Source organism: Arthrobacter sp. ok362, from assembly GCF_900102785.1.
In the GTDB taxonomy this organism is placed as follows: Bacteria; Actinomycetota; Actinomycetes; order Actinomycetales; family Micrococcaceae; genus Arthrobacter.
The window spans coordinates 17,540-35,392 of sequence record NZ_FNGC01000020.1 but is presented as its reverse complement, the minus strand read 5'-3'; the positions used below and the strand labels follow the sequence as shown (position 1 = coordinate 35,392).

At 68.2% G+C, this 17,853-nt stretch carries 19 protein-coding genes; 6 read left to right on the top strand and 13 right to left on the bottom strand.

Going from position 1 to position 17,853, the window contains the following annotated elements; translation table 11 throughout:
- The first annotated feature begins 19 nt into the window (after positions 1-19).
- Positions 20-1,669, top strand: a complete 1,650-nt coding sequence (gene pgm, locus BLQ10_RS20220) for a phosphoglucomutase (alpha-D-glucose-1,6-bisphosphate-dependent) (protein ID WP_090583114.1) — start codon at positions 20-22, stop codon at positions 1,667-1,669.
- Here pgm and BLQ10_RS20215 read toward each other — a convergent pair.
- From BLQ10_RS20215 to BLQ10_RS20205, 3 genes are all read right to left on the bottom strand, one after another.
- The gene (locus BLQ10_RS20215; protein WP_091564789.1) at positions 1,659-2,819 is read right to left on the bottom strand and encodes a GGDEF domain-containing protein; all 1,161 of its coding nucleotides are present in this window, start codon (positions 2,817-2,819) and stop codon (positions 1,659-1,661) included. The genes pgm and BLQ10_RS20215 overlap by 11 nt on opposite strands.
- Positions 2,820-2,977: 158 nt before the next feature.
- Positions 2,978-3,550 carry a hypothetical protein gene (locus tag BLQ10_RS20210; RefSeq protein WP_091564788.1) on the bottom strand — a complete coding sequence of 191 codons (573 nt, stop codon included), beginning with the start codon at positions 3,548-3,550 and terminating at the stop codon, positions 2,978-2,980.
- 234 nt (positions 3,551-3,784) lie between these two features.
- Positions 3,785-4,390, bottom strand: a complete 606-nt coding sequence (locus BLQ10_RS20205) for a malonic semialdehyde reductase (RefSeq protein ID WP_091564787.1) — start codon at positions 4,388-4,390, stop codon at positions 3,785-3,787.
- 288 nt (positions 4,391-4,678) lie between these two features.
- Between BLQ10_RS20205 and BLQ10_RS20200 the strand changes: the two genes are divergently transcribed.
- A complete protein-coding gene (locus BLQ10_RS20200; RefSeq protein WP_091564786.1) occupies positions 4,679-6,034 on the top strand; it encodes a uracil-xanthine permease family protein in 1,356 nt (451 codons plus the stop codon).
- A gap of 153 nt (positions 6,035-6,187) precedes the next feature.
- Here BLQ10_RS20200 and BLQ10_RS20195 read toward each other — a convergent pair whose 3' ends face one another.
- Both BLQ10_RS20195 and BLQ10_RS20190 read right to left on the bottom strand, forming a co-directional pair.
- A complete protein-coding gene (locus BLQ10_RS20195; RefSeq protein ID WP_091564785.1) occupies positions 6,188-6,709 on the bottom strand; it encodes a hypothetical protein in 522 nt (173 codons plus the stop codon).
- A 59-nt stretch (positions 6,710-6,768) separates the two neighbouring features.
- Positions 6,769-7,719, bottom strand: a complete 951-nt coding sequence (locus BLQ10_RS20190; protein WP_254785690.1) for an SDR family oxidoreductase — start codon at positions 7,717-7,719, stop codon at positions 6,769-6,771.
- A 236-nt stretch (positions 7,720-7,955) separates the two neighbouring features.
- Here BLQ10_RS20190 and BLQ10_RS20185 point away from each other — a divergent pair, with 236 nt between their 5' ends.
- Both BLQ10_RS20185 and BLQ10_RS20180 read left to right on the top strand, forming a co-directional pair.
- A complete protein-coding gene (locus tag BLQ10_RS20185; protein ID WP_091564783.1) occupies positions 7,956-8,456 on the top strand; it encodes a DUF6328 family protein in 501 nt (166 codons plus the stop codon).
- Positions 8,453-9,163, top strand: a complete 711-nt coding sequence (locus BLQ10_RS20180; protein WP_368086533.1) for a DUF6766 family protein — start codon at positions 8,453-8,455, stop codon at positions 9,161-9,163. The genes BLQ10_RS20185 and BLQ10_RS20180 overlap by 4 nt, the downstream gene beginning before the upstream one ends.
- Before the next feature lie 53 nt (positions 9,164-9,216).
- Here the strand turns inward: BLQ10_RS20180 and BLQ10_RS20175 are convergent, their stop codons facing one another.
- Positions 9,217-10,341: a glycerate kinase gene (locus tag BLQ10_RS20175; RefSeq protein ID WP_091564781.1), complete on the bottom strand. Its 1,125-nt coding sequence runs from the start codon at positions 10,339-10,341 to the stop codon at positions 9,217-9,219.
- A 156-nt stretch (positions 10,342-10,497) separates the two neighbouring features.
- On the opposite strand from BLQ10_RS20175, the gene BLQ10_RS20170 reads away from it, so the two are divergent.
- A complete protein-coding gene (locus BLQ10_RS20170) occupies positions 10,498-11,265 on the top strand; it encodes a histidine phosphatase family protein (RefSeq protein WP_254785692.1) in 768 nt (255 codons plus the stop codon).
- Positions 11,249-12,175 (top strand): NAD(P)H-hydrate dehydratase, encoded by a 927-nt coding sequence (locus BLQ10_RS20165; protein WP_091564779.1) that lies wholly within the window; start codon positions 11,249-11,251, stop codon positions 12,173-12,175. The genes BLQ10_RS20170 and BLQ10_RS20165 overlap by 17 nt, the downstream gene beginning before the upstream one ends.
- 33 nt (positions 12,176-12,208) lie before the next feature.
- On the opposite strand, the gene BLQ10_RS20160 is transcribed toward BLQ10_RS20165, so the two are convergent.
- From BLQ10_RS20160 to BLQ10_RS20130, 7 genes are all read right to left on the bottom strand, one after another.
- On the bottom strand, positions 12,209-13,051 hold the full coding sequence (locus tag BLQ10_RS20160) for a glycerophosphodiester phosphodiesterase family protein (protein WP_091564778.1): 843 nt from the start codon (positions 13,049-13,051) through the stop codon (positions 12,209-12,211).
- A gap of 109 nt (positions 13,052-13,160) precedes the next feature.
- The gene (locus BLQ10_RS20155; RefSeq protein WP_091564777.1) at positions 13,161-13,409 is read right to left on the bottom strand and encodes a hypothetical protein; all 249 of its coding nucleotides are present in this window, start codon (positions 13,407-13,409) and stop codon (positions 13,161-13,163) included.
- 173 nt (positions 13,410-13,582) lie between these two features.
- Positions 13,583-14,401, bottom strand: a complete 819-nt coding sequence (locus BLQ10_RS20150) for an HAD family hydrolase (RefSeq protein WP_091564776.1) — start codon at positions 14,399-14,401, stop codon at positions 13,583-13,585.
- A gap of 182 nt (positions 14,402-14,583) precedes the next feature.
- On the bottom strand, positions 14,584-15,096 hold the full coding sequence (locus BLQ10_RS20145; RefSeq protein ID WP_091564775.1) for a YbhB/YbcL family Raf kinase inhibitor-like protein: 513 nt from the start codon (positions 15,094-15,096) through the stop codon (positions 14,584-14,586).
- Positions 15,097-15,109: 13 nt separating this feature from the next.
- A complete protein-coding gene (locus BLQ10_RS20140; protein ID WP_091564821.1) occupies positions 15,110-16,063 on the bottom strand; it encodes a carbohydrate kinase family protein in 954 nt (317 codons plus the stop codon).
- Positions 16,064-16,119: 56 nt separating this feature from the next.
- Positions 16,120-17,481 carry an MBL fold metallo-hydrolase gene (locus tag BLQ10_RS20135; protein ID WP_091564774.1) on the bottom strand — a complete coding sequence of 454 codons (1,362 nt, stop codon included), beginning with the start codon at positions 17,479-17,481 and terminating at the stop codon, positions 16,120-16,122.
- 15 nt (positions 17,482-17,496) lie between these two features.
- Positions 17,497-17,799 carry a rhodanese-like domain-containing protein gene (locus BLQ10_RS20130; protein ID WP_091564773.1) on the bottom strand — a complete coding sequence of 101 codons (303 nt, stop codon included), beginning with the start codon at positions 17,797-17,799 and terminating at the stop codon, positions 17,497-17,499.
- Between the last annotated feature and the right edge of the window lie 54 nt (positions 17,800-17,853).

Here is a 17,853-nt window from a genome sequence, read left to right as displayed (position 1 = left end):
CGTCTGGCATGCTGGTGCCATGGCTAGCCGCGCGGGCACTGTTGCCCAACCCCAAGACCTTGTTGACCTCACTGCGCTTTTGGACGCGTACTACGACGTTTCGCCGGACCTCTCGGACCCGGGCCAGCGGGTGGCCTTCGGCACCTCCGGGCACCGGGGATCGAGCCTGAAGGCGTCCTTCAACGAACCCCACATCCTCGCCATCACGCAGGCGATCGTGGAATACCGGGCGGGCCAGGGCATCACCGGCCCCCTCTACATGGCGAAGGACACCCACGGCCTGAGCGAGCCCGCACAAAACTCCGCCCTTGAGGTGCTGGCAGCGAACGGCGTGCACGTCCTCATCGACGCCCGCCACGGCTACACGCCCACCCCTGCCCTGAGCCACGCCATCCTTACGCACAACCGGAACGCCGCCCCGGGCGCGCCGCAGGCCGACGGCATCGTGGTGACCCCGAGCCACAACCCTCCGGGAGACGGTGGATTCAAGTACAACCCCCCGCACGGCGGCCCCGCGGACACCGACGCCACCGGCTGGATCGCAAACCGCGCCAACGAGCTCCTGGAAAACGGCCTGCGCGGTGTCAAGCGGATCCCGGTGGCCGACGCCCTCGCCGCCGGGACCACCGGCAAGTTCGACTTCCTCAGCAGCTACGTGGACGACCTCCCCTCGGTCCTGGACCTGAATGCGATCCGCGAGGCAGGCGTCCGGATCGGCGCCGACCCCATGGGCGGCGCGTCGGTGGACTACTGGGGCGAGATCGGCGAGCGCCACCATCTGAACCTCACTGTGGTTAACCCGACCGTCGACCCGCAGTGGGCCTTCATGACCCTCGACTGGGACGAGAAGATCCGGATGGATTGCTCCTCGCCGTCGGCAATGGCCTCCCTGATCAACCGTATGTCCGACGGCGCCAAGTTCGACGTCGCCACCGGTAACGACGCAGACGCCGACCGCCACGGGATTGTTACTCCGGACGGCGGGTTGATGAACCCGAACCATTACCTCGCCGTCGCCATCGATTACCTGTACCGGCACCGGACCGGCTGGAACCCGCAGTCCGTGATCGGCAAAACCCTGGTCTCCTCCTCGATCATTGACCGCGTGGCTGAAAGCCTGGGCCGCAAGCTCGTGGAGGTTCCCGTGGGCTTTAAGTGGTTCGTCCCCGGGCTGCTCTCCGGGGAAGGTGCCTTCGGCGGCGAGGAATCCGCCGGCGCCTCCTTCAACAAGATGGACGGGAGCGTCTGGACCACCGACAAGGACGGCATCCTGCTGGCCCTGCTGGCCTCGGAGATCACGGCGGTAACGGGCAAGTCACCGTCGCAGCTGTACAAGGGCCTAACCGACCAGTTCGGCGACCCGGTCTACGCCCGGATCGACGCAGCGGCCACCCGGGAGCAGAAGGCGGCCCTGGGCAAGCTTTCACCCTCGGACGTCACCGCGACCGAACTGGCCGGCGAAACGATTACGGCCAAGCTGACCGAGGCGCCGGGCAACGGCGCTGCGATTGGCGGCCTCAAGGTTGTCACCGAAAACGCCTGGTTCGCGGCCCGGCCGTCCGGCACGGAGGACGTCTACAAGATCTACGCCGAGTCCTTCAAGGGTGCCGAGCACCTCAAGCAGGTCCAGGCCGAGGCGAAAGCGCTGGTGGACGGGGTTATTTCGTAGTTCCGTCGCCGGCGGCCACCTCGGCGCGGTCCCTGCCAAGCATCTTTGCCTGGTAGAGGGCCGCGTCGGCCGAAACCACTGCAGCGTCGAGGCCGCCCGGTCCGGAGCCGGTGGCCGCGATGCCGTAGCTCACGGTGGGCAGCCGGGGGATGATTGCCGAGCCGGTTTGATGGAGCCGGACGCTGATGTCGGCCGCGATTTCCTGCGCCCTGTCCGGCGTGACGCCGGGCAGCAGGAGGATGAATTCTTCGCCGCCGTAGCGGCCAACGAGGTCGGTGGAGCGGACGGTCCCGGCGCAGGCCCTGGCAAACGCCTGCAGGGCGGCGTCACCGGCCGTGTGTCCGAACTGGTCGTTGATCGTCTTGAAGTGGTCCAGGTCCGCCAGAATGAGCGACGCCGTGGTGCCGGTCCGGCGCAAGCGGCGCAGTTCGTTTTCCGCGAGATCCAGGAACGCCGAGCGGTTGAGCAGGCCCGTGAGTCCGTCCACAGTGGCGCGTGCCCGCAGCTCCCGTGTCTGTTGTTCGTAGCTCAGGTCGGCCATGGTGAAGGACGCAACCACGAGCGTGACCATCGTCAAGACCGTCATGGGTACGGAACCGAAGGCTGACGTGAAAACCGGGCCGTCCGGTCCCTTAATCAGGTAGGCGAAGAGGCGGCCCAGATAGAAAACGGCCAGGATGCCGGCGCCCACGGCGAGGGGACGGTGGACGCGCGAGTAGTCGCGCTCGAGCAGGAACAGCTCCCGGGCTGCCAGGCCGATCAGCACGGCCATGAATCCCAGATACACCGGGCCTCCCGCCCAGGCGTTGGTGGCCGGGTGGTCAAGAACTGAAGCGACGGCGGTGGCCGCAGGGCCGGCCGCGAGGTGCCAGGGCCGGGGTGAGGGGGCCCGCAGCGATCGTCCGCCGGCCCAGATGCTGGCGGCGCCGGCGACCAGCAGGACGTTGCCGGCAGGGATGGCCCACCCCTGGTGCGCGGTACCGCCCAGCAGGTACACGGAGTTGCCGACCAGGAACAGCAAGAGGGCCATGCACCACCAGCCGCTGTAGGGCGACCGGGTGCGCCGGAAGGTGATGAAGTAGAAAAGCATGAGCAGTGTGAGATCGACCAGCGCCAATGCGACCCGAAGTGTCGCGGTGTCAAGCATCATTTAGTGGTCCCCCCGGTCCGCCGTGATTTGCCCGAAATACGTCACTCCGTCGTCGAAAACCGTCGAAGTTGACCCAAGTATGGCACCCGGCCCGCAGGAATCGGCCGCCGGAGTCGCGGATATGACGTGCAGGCCCTCTTATGAGGCCGTTCCGGTGCTTACGCCGCCGGGCCTCGGGTCCACAACTTCAGGATCCGGCGGGTGGCGTGGCCGCCGTCGGGCGCCATATCCACCAGCGCTATCCGGTCAAGGGCGAAGCTGTCGCCCTGCTCGAGCCGTTTGTCGCCGTGGTGCGAGACGTGCGGCCGGTACCCGGCCAGGGTGAAGGCGGGCGTGGAGATCCTGCCGGGCAGCTGCTCCACGATCCGGACCAACTGGTTGTGGAGGACCTGCAGCTGTTCGCTGGGTTCAATCAGGTTGACCGGGATCGACCCTGCTCGCCCGAACCCGGCTTCGCCGTCCACGTTGAGTCGGCTGCCCAGCGCAGCGGCCACCGGATCCGTCATGAGGGTGGCGATCTGTTCGGCGAGCAGATCGCCTGAAGCCGGTGGCAAGCCTGGTTCGGGTTCCGCGCCGGCTTTCTGGCGGGGTTCGACGACGTCGACCCTTACGACGTCGACCTTGACCACGTCGAACTTAACCAGGGTGAGGTGCAGCGGCCAGTCATCACGCGGAAATTCGAGCCCTTCGGCTACCGGCTCTACGAAGGCCACCGCGATCAGGTTCCGCATGGGAAAAGTTTGCCACGCCGCGGCGCCCAGGGGCCGGGCGCGTAACCCAAACGCACAGTGCCGCCGGCGAAGGCACGGACTAAAATGGGAAGTGGCCTTGGATGTGGGCCTTGCGCTGAACCGCAGAATCGCATCCCGCGTGCCTCCGGCCTGTCCCCCATGGTGCCGGAGGCACCTCCGCGTCAAAAACAGTGCCGGCGAAAAGGACAGTGCCGGAGAACGGTGCCGGGGTCCTTAGACGGTACGGACGACGTCCTCGTAGGCGAATTTCGGCTTGGCTTCGCCCCATGCGTCTTCCCCGGGCTGGCCGATGTTGACCACCAGGAAGCTCTTCTGGCTTCCGTCGGGGAAGAAGGCGGCGTCGATCTTGGCGAAGTCAGCACCGGTCATGGGGCCGGCCGCGAGGCCCAGGGAGCGGACGGCGAGGATGAAGTAACCGGCTTGCAGGTGCGCATTGTTGTTGCCCGTGGCCGCGGCCAGATCCGGCGCGGCGTCATACATGGCCTTGGGGGCGTTGTAGCCGGGGAGGAAGCTGTCCCACTGATCCTGCCAAGCGGTGTCGTAGCTCAGGACGGCGACGAGGGGTGCGGATGCCGTCTTGGCGCGGTTTCCGGCGGAAAGTGCGTCCACGAGCGTGGTCCGGGCTTCGTCGGAGCGCACGTAGGTGACGCGCAGCGGCTGCGAGTTGAAGGCGGTGGGGCCGAACTTTGTCAGCTCGTAGATGGCGCGGGCCTGGTCTTCAGTGACGTCGCCGGTGAAGGCGTTGGCGGTGCGCGCCTCGGCAAAGATGGCGTCGACGGCGGCTGCCTCGATTACTGCTTCATCGTGGGCGATTGTCATTGGCATCCCTTTCCCTGTGCCCGCGCACCATCTGGCGGCCGGCTTCTTCTGCTGTCCTTAGTTGCAACTTCAACCAGCCGCGTCTGCTTCCCCCTTCCCCTGTGACGTCGAACACTGTGACGTCGAACACTGTGACCTCGAACACTGTGACGTCGAACACCGTGATGTCCGGTCCGGCGCACACGGACCGGTCCCGCCCCGGGAAGCGGGCGGTAAGACCGTGCGCGGTAAAGTTGCTCCGGAAGATTCCTTCCCCGCCCGCCCCCCATTCTCTGAAAGGCTCCCGGCATGAGCATGCTCGGCACCAAATGGAAGCTCCACGGCAACGGCACGTCCGTGCGCCCCGGCGAGGTCGTCAGGCCGGATGAGCGGCTCACCTGGCCCTTGACGGTAGGGATCGGAATGCAGCACGTTGTGGCCATGTTCGGTGCCACCTTCCTGGTCCCGATCATCACGGGCATGCCGCCAGCCACCACCTTGTTCTTCTCCGGCATCGGCACCCTGCTGTTCCTGGTCATCACGCAGGGACGCGTGCCGAGCTACCTCGGTTCCAGCTTCGCGTTCATCGCCCCAATCCTGGCTTCCCAGCAGCAGTTCGGCATCCCCGGGGCGCTGGGCGGGGTGGTGCTGGCCGGCGCGACCCTCGCCGTCGTTGGCGCCGTGGTGCAGAAGTTCGGCGCCGGCTGGATCAACCGGGTCATGCCGCCGATCGTAACCGGTGCAATCGTGGCTTTGATCGGGCTGAACCTGGCGCCCGCGGCGAAGGCCAATTTCGACCAGGCCCCAGTGACTGCCTTCATCACGCTGGCGGTCATCATCGTGGTCAGTGTACTGTTCCGCGGCATGCTGGGCCGGCTGAGCATCCTGGTGGGCGTCCTGGTGGGCTACCTTTTTGCCGTGATCCGGGGCGAGGTGGACTTCTCCAAGATGGACGGCGCGGCGTGGGTCGGCCTGCCGCACTTCCAGACTCCGGAATTCCACCTCGGCGTCGTGGGCCTCTTCGTGCCGGTGGTGCTGGTGCTGGTGGCAGAGAACATCGGCCATGTGAAGTCCGTGTCGGCCATGACCGGACAGAACCTCGACGGCGTGTCCGGCCGGGCGCTGCTGGCCGACGGTGCCGCCACCGTGCTTGCCGGGCTTGGCGGCGGGTCCGGGACCACCACGTACGCCGAGAACATCGGCGTCATGGCTGCCACCAAGGTGTATTCGACGGCGGCTTACTGGGTTGCCGGCGTCTTCGCCGTGATCCTGAGCTTCTCGCCGAAGTTCGGCGAACTCATCGCCACCGTCCCTGCCGGCGTCCTCGGCGGCGCGGCCACGATGCTCTACGGGATGATCGGTGTGCTGGGTGTGAAGATCTGGGTCCAGAACAAGGTGAACTTCTCCAACTCGATCAACCTGACCACGGCCGCCGTCGCCCTCATTGTCGGGATTGCCGACTACACCTGGACCATCGGCGACCTGAAGTTCACCGGGATCGCGCTGGGCTCCGCCGCGGCCCTGGTGATCTACCACGGCATGAAGGCGATCGCGAAGGTGCGCGGCACGGTGGCGGAGCCGGAAACTGAAGATCTCTCGCCGGCAGCGGCCTCGACGGCCGCGGTCAGGGCAGCCTCCAAGCGCGCCTCCAAGAAGCGCCGCTAAGGAACGCCCCTGAGGAAGCACCGCGAGCGGGCAACTTCCCGCAGACGAAGGAGGCCGGACTCCGCCCACAGGCAGGAGTCCGGCCTCCATCGCTGTCAGGGCCCCTCCTTGGGGCGGCAGCACCCGCCGCGGCGGACGGCGACGGCGCCGGGACTAGCCGGCGTCGAAGGCGTCCTTGTCATCGTCGCTGTCCTTCGGCGACTTGCTCTCCGGCAGGTCCGTCCCGGAGCCGTCCGGCAGGCCCGCCGCATCCTGTCCGGGCTCGGAGGAGAAAGAGCGCCCGGCGTCGGGCTCTTCCGTATTGGCCTCGTCCATCTCCGCCTCCGAGGACGGCACGGCGGCCTCGGAATTCTCCGAGGCGTCGGCGTCGAAGCTGGGGGTTGTGGTGGCGTTTTCTGAACTCATTTGTTCCTCCGTTCCTCCGAAGCGTCCTGCTCCGGGTTCTCCTGCACTGTCTTGGTCTTCGGCGCCGAACTGACTTAGGTCCGGGGCGCCGGCCGGATACGTCTCGCCGTCGGCGCTGTCCTGGTTCAGCCCCGCAGCGTCGAAGGCCTCTTCCTCGCGGGGCTGGGCAAATTTCTTCTCATCGCCGCCCATCTCCTGCTCGGCGGTCGGCGTGCCGTAGCCGCCCGCTTCTTCGGTGACGGTCTTGGGATCCTGCTGGTTTTCAGTCATGTCATTCCTCCTGGTGCTGGAAATGGGACTTTCGGGAATTGAGCGGGTTCAAAGCTGGCTCAGAGGCCCTTGCCTCCGGTGACCGGTAGGACGGCCCCGGAGATGTAGGAACCGTGGTCGGAGGCGAGAAGCACGTAGGCGGCCGCGAGTTCCGCCGGCTGGCCGGCGCGTTGCAGGGGCGTGTCCTGGCCAAAGGACGGGAGCTTGTCGGGCCATTCGGTGGCCGGAATCAGCGGCGTCCAGATGGGGCCCGGGGCCACGGCGTTGACCCTGATCCCCTTGGGTCCGAGCTCCTGGGCCAGCGCCTTGGTGAAAGCCACCTGGGCCGCCTTGGTCATGGCGTAGTCAATGAGTCCCGGGGAAGGGTTGAAGGCCTGGATCGACGCGGTGGTGATGATCGATGCACCCGCTTCCAGATGCGGGACCGCGGCACGGGCCGTCCAGAGCAGGGAGTACAGGTTGGTTTTGAAAACGCGGTCAAACTCTTCGGTGGGCAGTGATTCAAAGCTCTCGCGGTTCTTCTGGTAGGCCGCATTCAGCACCAGGACGTCCAGGCGCCCGAATTCGGCCAGCGTGGCCTTCACGATGTCCGCCGCGAAGTCTTCAGTGCGGCCGTCGCCGGGAAGCAGCAGGGCTTTCCGGCCGGCTTTCCGGATCCATTCGGCGGTGTCCTGCGCGTCCTCGTCCTCCCCCGGCAGGTAAGAGATGGCGACGTCGGCTCCCTCGCGGGCGAAGGCGATCGCCACCGCCTTGCCGATTCCGGAGTCACCGCCGGTGATCAGGGCGGCTTTGCCGCTCAGGGCACCGCTGCCCCGGTAGCTTTCCTCGCCATGGTCCGGTTTGGGCTCCATGGGCGAGGTGAGGCCGGGCTGTTTCTGGACCTGTTCCGGGAACGGGCCCGAGTGGTAGCCGGCGCGGGGATCGCGCGGCTGGTCTTGCTGCTTGGGCTGGTCCTGCTGCTTGCCGGGGTCGCCGCCGGAGGCGCTGGCTGCCGTGCTTGAGTCGCTCAAAGTCCACCTAACCATGTGTCGGTTTCCAGGGAAGTTCATCGGACCGGTGCAACCGTGCCCTCTAAACCATCCCAGTGAAGCAATCAGTTTCTACCCTAGCCTCAAAAATCGTCAGCAGACTTACTACCAACTTGTCTTTTGGTAACTTTCAAGCCTAGGTTGAGGGTGGGCCGCATGCTGCGGCCGGTTCAGAATTGGTTTCAGAATTGGTTTCAGAATTGCGCGAAGGAGCACCAATGACAGGCCCAGCGGCGCCGCGGGATGACGGCAGGAACGAATCGCGCGCTGAGCGGATGGATCGCAACTGGGCGGAGCTCGTGCAGGAACTGCGGGTACTCCAGACGGGTGTCCAGATTCTCGCAGGCTTCCTCTTGACGCTACCGTTCCAGTCGCGCTTCGAGACTCTCGATGACTACCAGACCCGCCTGTACCTCGCCAACGTTGTCCTGGCCGCCCTCACCACGGCCACCATCCTGCTGCCCGTGAGCGTGCACCGGCGGCTGTTCCGGCAAGGGCTGAAGGCCACGCTCGTGGCCAGCGCCGACACCATCGCCAAGTTTTCATTGACCGGCGTGGCGCTCCTGAGCGTGGGGACCACATCCCTCATCTTCGACGTCACCGCAGGCCGGACGGCGGGCGTGATAGCCGGCTTCGGACTGCTGGCCGTACTGGTACTGCTACTAGTTCTTGTCCCTGCCCGGATCCGCCGGCAGGCTCGCAAAGAGGAGTCACTGTGACAAACGTTTCACATGAGCGGCCCACCGCTGGCACGGGAGGAACCATGGGAAAGTGGGTCAAGGACCACGGACTTCTGCTGGCCAACATCGGTTTGTTCGTCGTGTTTTTCGGCGGAATGGTCCTGAGCGGCGCAAGCACCTACAGCGACGAGCAGCTGGCCCACGGCGAACCAGCCGTAACCGTGCTGCAGTACCTAGGCACCGGGGCGTTCGCGGAGGCGACATTCGAGAACTGGGAATCGGAATTCCTGCAGATGGGCATGTATGTCCTCTTGACCGTCTTCCTGTTCCAGAAGGGGTCCTCCGAGTCCAAGCCGATGGGCCGCAGCGCCCCGCAGGACGAGGACCCCCGGCAGGCCCCGCTCAAGGCATCCACCCCGTGGCCCGTGCGGCGCGGCGGCTGGGTGCTCAAGCTCTACGAACACTCGCTCTCGATCATGTTCCTACTGCTGTTCCTGGCGTCCTTCATCCTGCACGCGGTTGGCGGCGCGGACGACTACAACAGTGACCAGGAGGCGCACGGACAGCCCACCGTGACGGTGCTGGGCTATCTGGCGACGAGCCGATTCTGGTTCGAGTCCTTCCAGAACTGGCAAAGCGAGTTCCTCGCCGTGGCGGTCCTGGTGGGCGCCTCGGTCTACCTGCGCGAGAAGGGCTCCCCCGAGTCAAAACCCGTGGCCGAGCCGCACTACGAGACCGGCGCCTAAACGGCAAGGTGGCCGGCAAGCCGGCCGGCATGGCAGCCGGCCAGCAGGTGCCCCTAGGCGCCCTCGAGGACCTGGCTGGTGACCCAGGCAAGGTACTTTGCCGCGTTTGCGATGGCGTCCTCGGGGCTGCCTGCGACGTCCAGCAGCTGCGCCGCGGCGACTACTCCGTGCGGGGCGAGGTCCTCCGGGGTGACGAGGATCCGGCCGGCCACCACGATCACCGGAATGCCGAGGGCCTGGGCGGCGTCGGCGAGGGCGATCGGTGCCTTCCCTGTCAGCGATTGGCTGTCCATGGAGCCTTCTCCGGTGATGACCAAATCAGCCACCGCGAGTTTCGCGGCGAGCCCGGTGAGCCCGGCCACCAGCTCGAAGCCGCCCTCCAGGGCGGCGGTGCTGAAGGCCAGGAACGACGCCGGGAAGCCGCCGGCCGCTCCGGCGCCGGGCACGTTGACGTCCCGGCCGGTCGACTCGCGCAGGACCGAGGCCCAGTTGCGCAGGCCGGCGTCGAGCAGGTCCATCGCATCGGCGTCGGCCCCTTTTTGCGGACCGAACACGTATGCGGCCCCTTCGCTGCCGTACAGGGGGTTTTGGACGTCGACGGCGATCCTGAACTTGACCTCGGCCAGCCGCGGATCCAGGCCGCTGATGTCCACGGACGCGACATCGGCGAGCGATCCCCCGCCAAGGGGCACAACGTTGCCGGCGGCGTCCAACGGTTTGAGTCCGAGGGCCCGGAGGGCGCCGCTGCCGCCGTCGCTCATGGCCGAACCGCCCACGCCCAGCACGATTTCCGTGGCACCGGCCTCCAGCGCGGCGGCGATCAGCTGGCCGCAGCCATAACTGTGGGCGCGCAGCGAGTTGGCCGGTGTGGGCTCCATGTGCGCCAGCCCGGAGGCCTGCGCCGTTTCAATCACCGCGGTGGCCCCGCCGAAGGCGTCCGCGCGGATGGCCCACGCGGCTCCGATCGGGGCCAGGATGGGGCCAACAACTGCGTTGAGCCGTTCCTCGTAGCCGGCCGCGACGGCCGCCTCGAGGGTCCCTTCGCCGCCGTCGGCCACCGGAAACTGGACGGCTTCGGCGTCGGGGTAGACGCGCAGAGCGCCTTCGGCAATGGCGGCGGCCGCTTCGACGGCGGTGAGGGAACCCTTGAACTTGTCCGGGGCGATGAGGATGCGCATGGCTCTATCCTGCCAGTCCGGCGGTCCCTGACCATGCTCGGCTGCCCGGTGCAGCGACAAATCCGGGCCACCGGGAGTAACGTGGCTGCCACAGACATTCCGGCCCGGGTCGGCCCGGTGGAGGACGACGTTGGCAACCAACGGACAGGGGGATCGGTGAGCCACCACGGACACGGCGCCAGCGTTCCAGGCGTGACTGAGCTGCTGCTGGTGCGTCACGGTGAAAGCCAGGGCAATGTTGCCGCCACGCTTGCTCAACAGGCCGGTGCGCATGTCATTGATGTCCCGGCCCGGGATGCGGATGTCGGGTTGTCGGACACGGGACGGGAGCAGGCGCTGGCCCTGGGCAGGGTCCTCGCGGGGTACCCGGACGGCCGGCGCACCCCAGTCTGGTCCTCGCCCTATCTGCGGGCACGGCAGACCGCCGAACTCGCCGTGCAGAGCGGCGGCTGGCAAACGGCAATCCTGATCGACGAGCGGCTGCGCGACCGCGAGCTCGGCATCCTGGACATGCTCACTTCAGCCGGGGTGGAAGCCCGCCTCCCCGAGGAAGCAGGGCGCCGGCGGTGGCTCGGCAAGTTCTACTACCGGCCCCCGGGCGGCGAGTCCTGGGCGGACGTGGTGCTGCGGCTTCGCTCGCTGCTCGCCGACCTCGACAACAAACATCCCGGCGAGGGCGTCCTGCTGGTCTGCCACGACGCCGTGATCCTGCTCATCCGCTACATCCTGGAGGGGCTCTCGGAGCAGCAGCTGCTGGACATCGCGGCCACGTCCACCATCCTCAATGCCTCCGTCAGCCGCTTCGTCCGGCCCGACGGCAGGGGGGAATGGCTGCTGGAGACTTTCAATATGGCCGACCACCTCATGAGCGAAGGTGTCCCAGTAACCCAGCACTCAGGGGACGCCGATGTCCACCCCCGCTAAGTCCCGGCAGGCCAAACCTCCTCACGCCGAGGCCGTTACCCCGACGTTGCTGCGTGCCTGGCCGCTTCCTGGCGGCGGCTCCGGGAAGGACGACCGCGGCTCTGTGCTGGTCATCGGCGGTGCGCGCAAGACGCCCGGAGCGGCGTTGCTCGCCGGCGTCGCTGCCCTCCGCGCGGGTGCGGGCCGGCTGACCTTGGCCGTGGCGGACTCCGTGGCGGTACCGCTCGGCGTCGCCCTGCCCGAAGCTGGCGTCCTTGGACTGCCGGAAACAACGGCCGGGACGGTGGTGGGTTCCGCCGCCGGTTCCCTGGCCGCCGAGCTGGAATCCGCGGACGCCGTCCTGGTGGGGCCCGGCCTGGACGACAAGGATCAAACCACGGCGCTGCTGCGCGAACTCCTCAAAGCCACCCCGGGCAGCCGGCCGTGCTTTGTCTTGGATGCCTTTGCCCTTGCCAGCCTGCCGGAGCTCGAAGACGAGCTGGCTCCGTGGGCGGGCCGGCTGATCCTGACCCCGAACATCACGGAGGCGGGCATCCTGCTCGGGCGCGACGTCGAGGACCTGCCCCGCCAGCTCCCTGAGGTGGCCGACAAATACCAGGCCGTGGTCACCTGCCAGGGGGTGATAGCAGAACCCCGCAGCAGCGGCAGGGGTGCCGCTTCCGGGCCTGGCCTCTGGGAGATCACCACCGGGCACAGCGGACTGGGCACCTCGGGCAGCGGAGATGTCCTCTCCGGTGCCATCACCGGCCTCCGTGCCAGGGGAACGGGCAACGCGCAGGCCGCCTGCTGGGGTACACATCTGCATGCTGCGGCCGGAGACCGTCTTGCCAGCCGGCTGGGCGGCCTGGGCTACCTCGCCCGGGAGCTCAACGAGGAACTGCCGCCACTCATGATGGAACTTTCCGCCTGAGCGCCGGGGCGCTCGCTTCAAGACCAGGTCCCGTCAAGACCAGGTCCCGCGCTCCTGGAGGACCGCCTTGAGCAGGTCCGCGCGGTCCGTGACAATCCCGTCGACGCCGAGGTCCAGCAGCCGGTGCATTTCCGCGGGCTCGTTGACTGTCCATACATGCACCTGCAGGCCGTGCCGGTGTGCCCGCCGGATGAAGCCGGGCGTCACCACTGGCACGGCGCCGTAGCGGACCGGGACCTGCAGGGCGTGGACTCCGCGCAGTGCCCGGCGCGCCACGAGGGACATCAGCGGCGTCGGCAGCACGGCGCCCAGCAGGACGAACACGGCATTGGACACGATGCCGGCCGAGCCCGCGGCCGGACGGCTCAACTGCTTCAGCACTGCGCGGCGCCGCCGGTCCGAGAAACTGGCCACCAGCACGCGGTCGTGCAATCCGTGGCGCTCGATCGCGGAGGCCAGGGTGGCCACCGAATTCCAGTCCTTGACGTCGACATTGAGCCGGACCTCCGGGAAAGCCTCGATCAGCTCCTCGAACCGCGGGATCGGTTCGGTTCCGCCGATCCTGGCCAGGTCCACGGTCGCGGCCGGAAGGTCCGCGATCCGGCCCCGGCCCTCCGTGATTCGGTCCAGGGTCTTGTCGTGGAAGAGCACCAACACGCCGTCGGCGGTTGTGTGCACGTCCGTCTCCAGATGCCGGAACCCGAGGTCGACGGCGGCGCGGAACGCGGTCATCGAGTTCTCCAGCCCGTCCAGCGAGAAGCCCCGGTGGGCCATCGCCAGGGGCGCCCGGGCCCCGCCCCGGGCCCGGGCGGCTGGGTCCTCCGGTCCGCCGTCGCGGTTGTCGCGCGGGGCAAAGTAGGGGTGCGGATCAGTCACTCCTGAAGCGTACCCGAGGCCTCGATCTGCCGGGGCCGAGGAGTTGGGGCTGAGCCGGACCGGGCCTCAGCAGGCCCTAGCGGGGACCGGGCCTTAGCGGGATGGGGTGTCAGGAGTCGTGCTGGCGGATTTCCACGTCGTCGCTGCAGTGCAGCAGCGTGCGGCCGCGGCCGCCGTCGAGGTCCACCCAGACCATGCTGTGGTCCGCCGTGACGGCGTCCACGAGACCGCCGGTCTCGAATCCCGGCCCCAGCCGGACACTGACGCGGTCGCCCTGGCGCAGCTGCCTCCAGTGCCGGTCCGGCTCCACCGGGTGCAGGGGTTGTTCGTCGGTGTTCCTGATGCGGTGCCTGGCCATGATGTCCCCATTATCGGTCAACGAATTGTCGCGAGCTCCCAGCCTAGGAGGCCAAGGTGAACGCCAGTTGGCCGTCCGCTGGGAATCCGGTGTCCGCGGGGACATGGACCGGGGTGAGGAGGAGTACGGCGGCGCCGGCGGTGTCCATTCGGACAGCCGGCCGCCGGATGGCTTTAGGGCAGCCGGACGCCGAGTTCGGCGAGTTTGGCCTCGAGGATCTGGGCGACTCCGTCGTCGTCGAAGTGCGGGGCCTGCTGGCCGGCGGCCCGGATCGCTTCCGGGTGGCCGCTGGCCATCGCGTAGCCGTGCCCGGCCCAGCGAAGCATCTCGATGTCGTTGGGCATGTCCCCGAAAGCCACCACGTCCGGGGCGCCGATGCCGAGGGACGCCGCATATTCCGCCAGGGCCACGGCCTTGTTCACGCCGGGCAGGGACAGCTCCAGCAGGGCCATGTTCGGCGCCGAGTGCGTCGCGGCGGCCAGATGGGCGACGGCGGGCGTCACCTCGGCCAGGAACTCGTCGGCGGCGCCTTCCCGGACAATGGCCAGGAACTTCGCAATGGAGTCCCCCGCCGTGAGGGTGGTGTGCAGCGGGGCCGGGGTGAATTCCGCGAGCAGTTCGCTCGAGCCGTTTTCGATAAAGCCCGGTTCCAGGTGGAAGCCGGTCAGAGTTTCGGCGGCAAACAGCGCGGACGGGCGCAACCGCTTGATGATGCGGCGGACCTCGAACATGGCGTCGAGGTCCAATGTCCGCGCCGAGAGCATGCGGTCTGCCTCGAGGTCCCACACGACGGCGCCGTTGGAGCAGATGACCGTTCCGGTGTGCCCCAATTGGTCCTGCAGGGGGTGGAGCCAGCGCGGCGGCCGTCCCGTGACGAACACCAGTTCCAGCCCGGCGTCGCGGCAGGCGTGGAACGCGCGGACGGTCCGGTCGCTGATTTTGCCGTCATGGCCGAGGATCGTTCCGTCGATGTCACTTGCTACCAGCCGCATAATGCCAGTCTACGTGCGCCGGGACGGTCGGCCCTCGCGGCCGTATGCGCCGAGATCGCCGGACCTGGTCGGGTTCGCCGGAGAATTCCGGCGATCTGGAGAGTTTCCGGCGGACTCGACGGCGGCGGGCGGCGGACTCGACGGCGGCGGGCGGCGGCGGCGGGCGACGGCGGGCGGCGGGCTCAGTGGCGTTCGAGGATGCCGGTGAGCGTGCCCCGGCCCAGGGTGTGCCGCGACAGCTTCGCTTCCAGGCTGCCGGGAGCAGCGTGCTCGTTCAACCCGGACGGTGCGATGTCGAGCGCGTGCACGGTGATGACGTACCGGTGCGGCCCGTGCCCCGGAGGCGGCGCGGCGCCCAGGTATCCGTGAAACCCGCCGTCGTTCCTCAACTGGATGGCGCCCGCGGGCAGGAGCTTGCCGCCCTCGGCGCCCGCCCCTGCCGGCAGGGACGTGGCATCGGCGGGGACGTCCACCACGGCCCAATGCCAGAAGCCGCCGCGTCCCGGGGCGTCGGGGTCAAACATGGTGACTGCATAGCCCTTGGTGCCGGCCGGGGCGCCGCTCCAGCTCAGCTGCGGGGATTCGTCCTGGCCGCCGGCGCGCATTTTGCCGCTGCGCTGGGCAGGCGGGAGCGTCTGGCCCTCGGCGAAGGATTCACTGCGGACAGGGAACTGCGGAAATTCGTGGTGTGTCATGGCTGCCTTTCTCTTATTGCAGGGGCTGGGCCCCCATTTCCATCCGTGCCAGCTCCGCGCGCGTGGGCGGGTTGGCGCCGGCGCGGGACACGGTGACCGCCGCTGCCCGGGAGGCATGGGCGAGGAGATCGCGGAGATTTTCGGCGGATAGTTCGCGCAAGGCCGTGCGGTTTTGTGCCCCGTCCAGGCCGAGGTCCACCACGCCGGACAGCAGCGCGGCCATGAACGAATCCCCTGCCCCGACTGTGTCCGCGACGCTGATCTCGGGGGCGGGGAACTGCGCCACACCTGCGGCGTTGATACCCCAGGGGCCTTTGCCGCCGCGGGTCACCACCACCATGGCGGGCCCCTCGGAGCCGCCCAGCGCCAGCCAGCGGCGGGCCGAATCCAGCGGGTTCACACCGGGGTAGAGCCATTCGAGGTCCTCGTCGGAGGCTTTCACAACGTCAGAGAGAGTCACGAACTTTTCGGCCTGCCCGCGGGCGTAGTCCACGTCCGGGATGATGCTGGGGCGGCAATTGGGGTCAAAGCTGATGGTGGCGGACGGGTGGGCACGCTCGACGGCGGCCAGCACCTCGGCGGCACCGGGCGCCAGCATGGTGGCGATGGATCCGGTGTGCAGCAGAGTAGTTCCCTGGAGCAGGAACGGCAGGCGCGCCGCGACGCCGGGAAGCTCCCAGGCGAGGTCGAACGTGTAGGTGGCGGCGCCGGCGTCGTCGATCTGGGCGGCGGCCACGCTCGTGGGAAGCTCGTCGGGCCCCACCGGGAGCAGCACGGAGCTCGACTTCAGGTGCGCGGCCAGGGCCTCGCCATAGGCATCGCGGCCGTAGCGGCCAATGAACTGGACGGGATGGTCCAGCCGCGCCAGCCCTACCGCCACGTTGAGGGGGCTGCCGCCGACATGGGCCTGGACGCCGGAGGACCGCTGGACGACATCAACCAGCCCCTCGCCAATAACTGTGAGCATGACCATACTCTGCCAGAGAATCCGGCCCGGCGCCGTGTGTTGCGGACCTCCGGGGCTCAGGCCGCGGTGGTGTCCAGTGCGATCCCGGCGGACGCGGCGTCGGCGAACCTGGCGTCGATGTGGACCACCTCCCGGCCTGCCCGCTGGAGGAGGCTGGCGGCAACTCCGGCACGGTAGCCGGAACCGCAGTGCACCCAGAGCTTCCCGGCCGGGACCTCGTCCAGGCGCAGCAGCAGTTCATGGATCGGCACGTTGACAGCGCCCAGCACGCGGGCGGCGGCGAATTCGTCGGCCCGGCGCACGTCCAGAACGGTGTCCCCGACGGCCCGGCCGGCGAGCACGCCGTCCCAGCCCACGCGCGGATACGAGGCGAGGCCGGCCCGCGGCGCCAGCGCGTGCGGCTCGGTTCCGACGGCGGCATCCGGGGAGTCGATGCCGATCCGGGAGAGGTCGCGGATGGCGTTCTCGAGGTCCTCCTGCGAGCCCACGAGGGTCAGCGGTTCACCCCACGGCAGTACCCATCCCACGTAGGTGGTGAAACTGGTGCCGGTCCCGTACTCAAAACTGACGGCGCCCTTGAGATGGCTGCTGGCGAACGCGACGCGGCGCCGCAGGTCCACCACCCACTCACCATCGTCCAGTCGCCGGGTGAGTTCGGCGGCATCGAGCGATTCGGGGACGGCCAGCTCCGCGGGGCCCGGGCCCCTCAGGTTGGCCGGACTCATGTGGGCGTAGTACGAGGGGTGGTCCGTGAGGTTGGCAATGAGCTGGCGGACGAAGTGGTCCTCGTCGGGGTCCGTCAGGGCGTGATTGGCGGCAAGCTGCTCGCCGATGGTCGAGGACCGGGCGCCGCTTGCGGGTCCGGAGGAGCAGAACGAGCCGAAGCCGTGGGTCGGGAACAGCGCGGCGTCATGGCCGGCCTCAGCGGCGAGGCGCCGGACCGAGGCGTACTGGTCATGGGTCAAGCCGATCGTGTCCGCCTCGGCAACAAGGTCGGTGCGGCCAACCGAGCCGTACAGCAGGCTGCCGCCGGAGAAGACGGCCTGCTTCTCGCCGTCGTCCACGATGAACGACATGTGGTTGTGCGTGTGGCCGGGCGTGGCGACCGCCTTGACCGTGAGCGCGCCCACCCGGACCGTTTCGCCGTCCGTGATGGGGGTGCGCTCGAACGCCACGGGATCGGCGGCGTTCACGAGATAGCTGGCGCCGTGGGCGCGGGCCAGGATCAGCCCGCCGGTGATGTAGTCATTGTGCAGGTGGGTCTCGGCCACGTGCGTGATAGCCACCCCGGCGTCGCGTGCGGCCGCCTCGATGCGGTCGGTGTCACGCTGCGGGTCGATCGCCAGCGCCACGGAGCCGTCGTGGACCAGGTAGCTGCGGTCCCCGAGCTGCGGGGTCTCGATGGCGATGACTTCCATGATCCCTCCGTGAGGTCAGCCCCGGTTGACGGGGTGTCCCTCGTCCTGCCACTTCATGATCCCGCCGGTGACGTTGACGGCGTCGTACCCCTGGTCCTCCAGGTAGGTGGTGGCCTGGGCGCTGCGGCCCCCGGCGGCGCACATGATGTAGACGGTTCCGCTGGCCGGAACCTCGTCGAGGGACTGGACAAACCGTGAGAGTGGGATGCTCCTGGCGCCAGGAACGCGGACAGCGGCGTATTCGTCTTCCTCGCGGACATCGACGATTTCGGTGGCCTCGCCCAGGGCGGCCAGGTCCTTGACGGAAATGCTCTTCATGCCTGTTCCTTTCGCGGGCGCCGGACGGCCCGGCGCGCGTATTCCAGCTAGACA

Excerpts from the sequence above, each read along its gene's own strand:
- BLQ10_RS20165 (WP_091564779.1), top strand. The coding sequence starts at position 11,249 with ATGTCCACCCCCGCTAAGTCCCGGCAGGCCAAACCTCCTCACGCCGAG.
- BLQ10_RS20140 (WP_091564821.1), bottom strand. The coding sequence starts at position 16,063 with ATGCTCACAGTTATTGGCGAGGGGCTGGTTGATGTCGTCCAGCGGTCC.
- pgm (WP_090583114.1), top strand. The coding sequence starts at position 20 with ATGGCTAGCCGCGCGGGCACTGTTGCCCAACCCCAAGACCTTGTTGAC.
- BLQ10_RS20130 (WP_091564773.1), bottom strand. The coding sequence starts at position 17,799 with ATGAAGAGCATTTCCGTCAAGGACCTGGCCGCCCTGGGCGAGGCCACC.
- BLQ10_RS20210 (WP_091564788.1), bottom strand. The coding sequence starts at position 3,550 with ATGCGGAACCTGATCGCGGTGGCCTTCGTAGAGCCGGTAGCCGAAGGG.
- BLQ10_RS20195 (WP_091564785.1), bottom strand. The coding sequence starts at position 6,709 with ATGACTGAAAACCAGCAGGATCCCAAGACCGTCACCGAAGAAGCGGGC.
- BLQ10_RS20200 (WP_091564786.1), top strand. The coding sequence starts at position 4,679 with ATGAGCATGCTCGGCACCAAATGGAAGCTCCACGGCAACGGCACGTCC.
- BLQ10_RS20150 (WP_091564776.1), bottom strand. The coding sequence starts at position 14,401 with ATGCGGCTGGTAGCAAGTGACATCGACGGAACGATCCTCGGCCATGAC.
- BLQ10_RS20145 (WP_091564775.1), bottom strand. The coding sequence starts at position 15,096 with ATGACACACCACGAATTTCCGCAGTTCCCTGTCCGCAGTGAATCCTTC.
- BLQ10_RS20185 (WP_091564783.1), top strand. The coding sequence starts at position 7,956 with ATGACAGGCCCAGCGGCGCCGCGGGATGACGGCAGGAACGAATCGCGC.
- BLQ10_RS20215 (WP_091564789.1), bottom strand. The coding sequence starts at position 2,819 with ATGATGCTTGACACCGCGACACTTCGGGTCGCATTGGCGCTGGTCGAT.
- BLQ10_RS20135 (WP_091564774.1), bottom strand. The coding sequence starts at position 17,481 with ATGGAAGTCATCGCCATCGAGACCCCGCAGCTCGGGGACCGCAGCTAC.
- BLQ10_RS20205 (WP_091564787.1), bottom strand. The coding sequence starts at position 4,390 with ATGACAATCGCCCACGATGAAGCAGTAATCGAGGCAGCCGCCGTCGAC.
- BLQ10_RS20155 (WP_091564777.1), bottom strand. The coding sequence starts at position 13,409 with ATGGCCAGGCACCGCATCAGGAACACCGACGAACAACCCCTGCACCCG.
- BLQ10_RS20175 (WP_091564781.1), bottom strand. The coding sequence starts at position 10,341 with ATGCGCATCCTCATCGCCCCGGACAAGTTCAAGGGTTCCCTCACCGCC.